The sequence below is a fragment of the Clostridiales bacterium genome (assembly GCA_012512255.1).
In the GTDB taxonomy this organism is placed as follows: domain Bacteria; phylum Bacillota; class Clostridia; order Christensenellales; family DUVY01; genus DUVY01.
Window position 1 is genome coordinate 1 of sequence record JAAZDJ010000128.1, and the last position, 5,314, is coordinate 5,314.

A 5,314-nucleotide genomic window follows, 5' to 3' on the forward strand; every position below is an offset into this window, starting at 1 on the left:
CCCCTATACTGAATTTGCTCATCATAGTCTCCTTTTTTTATTTTAACAAAATAAATAATATTATAGAAAATAATAAAGATTGTTATTTTATTTTAGCATTATGGTCGGCTTAAGTCAATAAAAAAAGCCAAATTATGTAATGTATGGCATTAATTATAAAGAAATATGATTTGCTTCATAAAAATTTAAAACAAAACATCTGATTTTTGTTGCCAATATTTTTATTATTTATTATACTACATATACAAATGATTTAAAAAAACAATTTTAAAAAATATAAAATAGGACAAATGGGTATGAAGAATATTACAAACATCAACGACTGCTTGCCGGTTTGCGCCGCGTTAAGCTCTCAAGTTAGGATAGATATAATCAATTTGTTGCTAAAAAACAAGAGCATGAACTTAGACAGCCTTGCCAAAATTTTAGGGCTGACAAACGGCGCCATTACCGCGCATATCAAAAAACTTACCGAAGCCGGACTTATTAATGTCACAACCTCTTCCGGGGTGCGGGGCTCGCAAAAGCTGTGCACTTTGGCCGTTGATAAGATTATTATTGATATCATAGGCAATAACATACAGACCAATGCGTATGACTTTGAAGTGGATGTGGGGCATTATTCGGATTATGAAGTCTATCCCACATGCGGCATTGTTACCAAAGACTCCATTATAGGCGAACTTGACGATCCTAGATATTTTTCTTATCCCGAGCGGTTTAACGCGGGTCTTTTGTGGTTTACGGAAGGTTTTGTTGAATACAAAATCCCCAACGCCTTAAAACCAAACCAAAAAGCGATTGAGCTGCAATTCACTTTTGAGATCGCGAGCGAAGCGCCGGGCTTTTCTTCGCAATATCCTTCGGATATATATTTTAGCGTCAATGGAATAGAGCTTGGTTTTTGGACCTCGCCGGGCGAGTTTAATGACCGGCCGGGCATAGTTTCGCCTAGCTGGTGGTTTAAAAACTTGGGGCAATACGGGCGATATAAGCTGCTTATCATCAATAAAGACGGGACATTTATTGACGGCCTTCCCATAGGCCCCACAACAATAGACAACCTTGAGATATACCATAACTCTAATATAACTTTCCGCATAGAAGCGCCCAAAAAAGCCGCCAATAGAGGCGGGGTGACTTTGTTTGGCAAAACCTTTGGCGATTATCCCAGCGGCATAAAAATAAGGCTGGTCTATGAAAATAAAACAAAAAACGGCAATGGCAATGAATAAATAATAGCGGTTAACGCTTTTTCAAATTTAAAATACATATTAGATATAAAAAGGGTCTTAAATATTTTAAGACCCTTTTTATTTAATAATTTGGCGCTGATTGATAAATAAATTTGATTATTTTGATTTTAATTTTATGTTTCTGTCTTTTAGCCAATTAACGCTCAAATCCAGCCATTGGTCTGCCTTGGCGCTTGCTTGGGCTATTGTCTTAGGGGCGTTTGTGTCCAGTTGGGCGGTAGCGAGGCCGTGATCGCCTTTTTCAAAGACATGCAGCTCAAAGGGCACATTGTTTTTTTCGCAAGCCAGCGCGTAAACAAGACTGTTATATACGGGCACAGCTTTGTCCGTATAGGTATGCCAAATAAAAGCGGGCGAAGAGTCGCCCTTGACCCTATGTTCTAGCGATAAGTAACGCTTAAGGTTTTGGTCGTCGCCGCAAAGGGCGTCAAACGAGCCCGCGTGGGATTTTTGGCCGCTTGTAATAACGGGATAGCTCAAGATAACGGCGTCGGGCCTTATTAAATCCGCGCGTTTGCCAAAAATGCCCCTCAAGACAGGGTCGTCAAACAAATTGGCAAGACAGCCGCATAAATGCCCGCCCGCCGAAAAACCGACGGCGCAAATCATATCTTTGGATATATTAAATATTTTCGCGTTTTCCCTTATATAAATCATTGCCATGGCGGCTTCTTGGACCTGCGTGGGATAATTTCGGACGGCGCCTACGGTATAATCCAAAACAAATGCTTGAAAACCATAAACCGAATATCGCAGCGCGATTGGGTCGGCTTCCCTATCGGACACAAAGGCATAACCGCCGCCGGGCAAAACTAACATGGCAGGATAAATATAATCTTGACCATAGGTTTGGGGCTGGGCTTTGGTAAAGCATTTTAGGTAGCCTTTAAAGCCTTCCTTGCGTTCTAATTTAAAATACTCATACAAATTAACAGTTTTTATTTCCATTTTGGTTCCTCTTGATTTATTTATTATATCATAATTAAAAAAAATAAGTTTTTTATTTTTGAAGCAATTTTTTTTAAATAATCGCTTAAAAAGCGTTATATCGGTTTTGGCTTGTCTTTTTTAAGGCAAAGTATTTTACTTATCTTATATCAAATAATATAATTATCAAAAAGAGGCAAAACCAATTGAAAAAAAATTTTAAACTGTATATATCTTTATTCTTGGCCACTCTAAAGATAAGCGCTTTTACTTTTGGGGGCGGCTTTGTCATTATTTCGCTGATGAGAAAGGAATTTGTCCAAAAGCGCAAATGGCTTACCGACCAAGAAATGCTCAATTTTACGGCGCTCGCCCAGTCGTCGCCCGGCGCGGTCGCTATTAATACTTGTTTGTTGGTAGGGCATCATATAGGCGGGTTTTTGGGCGCGGCGCTCACGGTGCTGGCCGCGGCCTTGCCGCCCTTGACAATAATATCAATCATTTCATTATTCTATACCGTAATACGAGACAACATGATTGTAAGCTATATCCTAATGGGAATGCAGGCGGGAGTCGCCGCCGTGCTTTGCGATGTTATTATGGGTTTAAGCGCTTCCGTTTGGCGCGAAAGCAGAACTTTTGCGCTTGTTGTTATGATTTTGAGTTTTTTGGCTCTGGCGCTATTGTCTATTAATGTCATTTTTGTAATAGCGGCTTGCGCCGTTGCGGGCGTTATATACTTTGGCAAAACCAATAAAAAAGGATTAAAAAATGATTTATCTTGAGCTGTTTTGTGCGTTTTTTAAAATAGGGCTTTTTTCTATAGGCGGCGGATATGCCGCGATGCCTTTGATAGAACAGCAAATCGTCGTCAAAAACGCTTGGATTACGATAAACGAGTTTGCCGACCTTGTGGTTATAGCCGAAACGACCCCCGGACCCATCGCGCTTAACGCGGCAACCTTTGTGGGCACGCAGGTAGCGGGTTTGGGCGGCGCAATAGTCGCGACAATCGGTTTTATAACGCCGTCGGCGATTATAATATCTTTTTTGTTGTTTTTATATAACAGATACAAAAACCTTGGATTTGTCAACAAAGCGTTAAAAGGCTTGCGGCCCGCCGTCGTGGGATTTGTCGCGGCAGCGACGCTGACAATCTTGAAACTTACTTTTCTCTCCCAAAGCGCCGCGACTATAGGCTCAGTTAATTTGGTTTCAATAATAATCTTTGTAATCGCGCTTTTTGCGCTAAGAAAATTAAAGGCAAAACCTATATTAGTCATGCTGGGCGCGGGCTTTTTGGGCTTTTTGGTTTACGGCGGCTTGGAATTGTTTTTATAACCAAAAAGCAAGGGCTTAATCTTTCTGATAAGTCGTGAATTTTAAAAATGTTTCTATAATCAAAAAAATGGCGCTTTTGTTTTAACTATAAGCGCCTAATTATTTAAAATAAAAAAGGAAGTCTTAGATTTTAGACTTCCTTGTTTTAATTTAATTTCATTCTTTTCTTTCAGCGTTTGTTAAGGGGGGTGTATTTTCTTCTTTCTTGGACGCTCATGTATGCGGGGCGGATAATTTTGCCGGCGTTAATGAGCTCTTCCAAGCGGTGCGCGCTCCAGCCCACTATCCTGGAGATCGCGAAAATAGGAGTGTATAATTCTATTGGCAAGCCCAGCATATTATACACAAAACCGCTATAAAAATCCACATTGGCGCTGACGCCCTTATACATTTTGCGCTCCTCGGCGATTATTTGAGGCGCGAGCTCTTCTACGATGGAATAAAGCACATATTCGTCATGCAGCCCTTTTTCTTGGGAAAGCTTTTCCACAAATGATTTGAATATGGTCGCTCTGGGGTCCGATAACGAATAAATCGCGTGCCCTATGCCGTATATCAAGCCCGCTTTATCAAACGCTTCTTTGTGCAAAATCTTTTTTAGATACGCTCTGACTTCGTCTTTATCCTTCCAATCCTTGACATTGGCTTTGATATCCTCAAACATCGCGATTACCTTGGCGTTGGCGCCGCCGTGTTTAGGGCCTTTTAAGGAGCCCAGCGCCGCCGCTATCGCCGAATATGTATCCGTGCCCGACGAAGTGACCACGCGCGTGGTAAATGTGGAGTTATTGCCGCCGCCGTGCTCGGCATGCAGCACAAGCGCCAAATCAAGTATTACGGCTTCTAGCCGGGTGTATTTGCTGTCTATTCTGAGCATATGCAAAATATTTTCGGCCGTGGAAAGCTCGGGTCTTGGCTCGTGTATAAAAAAGCTTGTCTTGTCGGTCAAATAGTATTCATACGCTTGGAAACCGTAAACCGCCAAAAGCGGAAAAGTCGCTATTAATTGCAAACATTGTCTTAGGACATTGGGGATAAAAATATCATTGGCGTTTTTGTCATACGAATACAAAGTCAATACGCTTCTGGCTAAAGTAACCATCATATCGCTGCTGGGCGCTTTCATAATAACATCCCTTACAAACGAACTGGGCAACGAACGATAGCTTGATAATAACGACTTAAACTCTTCCAACTCGTCTTTTGTAGGCAACTCGCCAAACAGCAACAAAAAGGCGATTTCCTCAAACCCGAACCGTCCTTCGTTAATAAACCCATTGACCAGTTCTTGAACATCATAACCGCGATAATAAAGTTTGCCGTCAATAAAGACCTTTTTACCGTCTTCCAGCCTAAAAGATTCTATCTCTGAGATTTTGGTAAGACCCGTCAAAACGCCTTTTCCTTCCAAGTCCCTAAGTCCTCTATATACCTTATGTTCAAGATATAAATCAGGGTCTATCCTATTGTCTTTATACAATAATTCGCTCAGTTTTATAATTTCGTCAGTAATTGCCGAATAATCTCTGCCCATTTTGAAATTCCTTTTTTTTTATTTTTTTGTTATTGAATTATAAAATAAAAATCAAAACCAATGATTTATTAAAGAATTGTAGAATTATATTAATATTTATGAATTAATTTTTATATTATAGCATTTTTTGGGGATTTAGTAAAATATATAAAACAAAAACCTATCTTAAAAACTTTGGTTTTTAAAAAATAAAAATAGGATATTTTGGTATAAAACAAGTTTTTAAAAAATAAAAAACTCCTAATCAATATCAAAA

Annotated in this window: 5 protein-coding genes; 3 read left to right on the forward strand and 2 right to left on the reverse strand. The window is 39.8% G+C overall.

Features of this window, described 5'->3' with window-relative positions:
• Nucleotides 1-296 precede the first annotated feature (296 nt).
• The gene (locus GX756_06420) at nt 297-1,235 is read left to right on the forward strand and encodes a winged helix-turn-helix transcriptional regulator (protein NLC17491.1); all 939 of its coding nucleotides are present in this window, start codon (nt 297-299) and stop codon (nt 1,233-1,235) included.
• Between the two features lie 117 nt (nt 1,236-1,352).
• Here the strand turns inward: GX756_06420 and GX756_06425 are convergent, their stop codons facing one another.
• Nucleotides 1,353-2,204 (reverse strand): alpha/beta hydrolase, encoded by an 852-nt coding sequence (locus GX756_06425; protein NLC17492.1) that lies wholly within the window; start codon nt 2,202-2,204, stop codon nt 1,353-1,355.
• Between the two features lie 185 nt (nt 2,205-2,389).
• On the opposite strand from GX756_06425, the gene GX756_06430 reads away from it, so the two are divergent.
• Nucleotides 2,390-2,968, forward strand: a complete 579-nt coding sequence (locus tag GX756_06430; GenBank protein NLC17493.1) for a chromate transporter — start codon at nt 2,390-2,392, stop codon at nt 2,966-2,968.
• A complete protein-coding gene (locus tag GX756_06435; protein NLC17494.1) occupies nt 2,955-3,524 on the forward strand; it encodes a chromate transporter in 570 nt (189 codons plus the stop codon). Before GX756_06430 ends, GX756_06435 begins: the two co-directional genes overlap by 14 nt.
• Before the next feature lie 169 nt (nt 3,525-3,693).
• Here the strand turns inward: GX756_06435 and GX756_06440 are convergent, their stop codons facing one another.
• The gene (locus GX756_06440; GenBank protein NLC17495.1) at nt 3,694-5,058 is read right to left on the reverse strand and encodes a citrate/2-methylcitrate synthase; all 1,365 of its coding nucleotides are present in this window, start codon (nt 5,056-5,058) and stop codon (nt 3,694-3,696) included.
• Between the last annotated feature and the right edge of the window lie 256 nt (nt 5,059-5,314).

Excerpts from the sequence above, each read along its gene's own strand:
- GX756_06420 (NLC17491.1), top strand. The coding sequence starts at position 297 with ATGAAGAATATTACAAACATCAACGACTGCTTGCCGGTTTGCGCCGCG.
- GX756_06425 (NLC17492.1), bottom strand. The coding sequence starts at position 2,204 with ATGGAAATAAAAACTGTTAATTTGTATGAGTATTTTAAATTAGAACGC.
- GX756_06435 (NLC17494.1), top strand. The coding sequence starts at position 2,955 with ATGATTTATCTTGAGCTGTTTTGTGCGTTTTTTAAAATAGGGCTTTTT.
- GX756_06440 (NLC17495.1), bottom strand. The coding sequence starts at position 5,058 with ATGGGCAGAGATTATTCGGCAATTACTGACGAAATTATAAAACTGAGC.